The organism is Allobosea rubneri, assembly GCF_032464875.1.
Taxonomy (GTDB): domain Bacteria; phylum Pseudomonadota; class Alphaproteobacteria; order Rhizobiales; family Beijerinckiaceae; genus Allobosea; species Allobosea rubneri.
On record NZ_JAWDID010000144.1, the window covers coordinates 1 to 630 of the forward strand.

Genomic DNA, 630 nt, shown 5'->3' on the forward strand with positions numbered 1-630 from the left:
GATTATGACGGCGCCGTCATCCTGATTTCCCATGATCGCCACCTGATCGAGGCGACCGTCGACCGGCTGTGGCTGGTCAATGACGGCACGGTCAAGCCGTTCGAGGGCGACCTCGAAGAGTATCGTGAGCTGATCATCGCTTCAGGCCGCAAGAAGGACGACAAATCGCAGGCTGCAGCAGACGAACAGGTCAACAAGGCCGACCAGCGCAAGGCAAATGCCGAAAAGCGAGCCTCGCTTGCGCCGCTGAAGAAAAAGATCAACGAAATCGAATCCTTGACCGCCAAGCTTGAGAAGCTGATTCAGGCGCTTGATAAAGAACTTGCGGACCCTGCCCTTTATGAAAAGGCGCCGGCTAAGGCAGCTCAAAAGGCCAAGGAGCGAGGCGAGGCCGCCGCAAAGCTTTCGACCGCCGAAGAGGAATGGCTGATGCTGTCCTCGGAATATGAAGAGGCGATGGCGGGGTGACTTTCATTGCAACGTCTTTCTCGGGCCTGTCCCGAGAATCTACTCACGTTGCAGCCAGCCGGAATGACAGCAGATCCTTGGGACAAGCCCAAGGATGACGGACAGCACAAATGCCGTCAGGCCGGTTGCCACCGCCCTTCGTGATGCATAGGTAGAGGCTTC

The 630-nt window shown here is 57.3% G+C and carries 1 pseudogene; it reads left to right on the forward strand.

Features of this window, described 5'->3' with window-relative positions:
* Nucleotides 1-468, forward strand: a pseudogene (locus RKE40_RS29665) (ABC transporter ATP-binding protein); the annotation flags it as partial.
* Nucleotides 469-630: the final 162 nt, after the last annotated feature.